Here is a 269-nt window from a genome sequence, read left to right on the forward strand (position 1 = left end):
TCTACATCAGCAAGCACAAGCGCCGTAGCGTCTACATCAGCAAGCACAAGCGCTGTAGCGTCTACATCAGCATCAACAAGTGCGGTAGCCTCTACATCAGCATCAACAAGTGCCGTAGCGTCTACCTCAGCGTCAACAAGTGCCGTAGCCTCTACATCAGCCAGCACAAGCGCTGTAGCATCTACCTCAGCAAGCACAAGCGCCGTAGCATCTACATCAGCAAGCACAAGCGCAGTAGCCTCTACATCAGCAAGCACAAGCGCTGTAGC

Annotated in this window: 1 pseudogene; it reads right to left on the reverse strand. The window is 53.5% G+C overall.

The features are described 5' to 3' along the window. Nucleotides 1-257, reverse strand: a pseudogene (locus KV696_RS10555) (adhesive domain-containing protein); the annotation flags it as partial. Nucleotides 258-269: the final 12 nt, after the last annotated feature.

Origin of the sequence: Streptococcus humanilactis (assembly GCF_019448275.1) — a bacterium.
Taxonomy (GTDB): domain Bacteria; phylum Bacillota; class Bacilli; order Lactobacillales; family Streptococcaceae; genus Streptococcus; species Streptococcus humanilactis.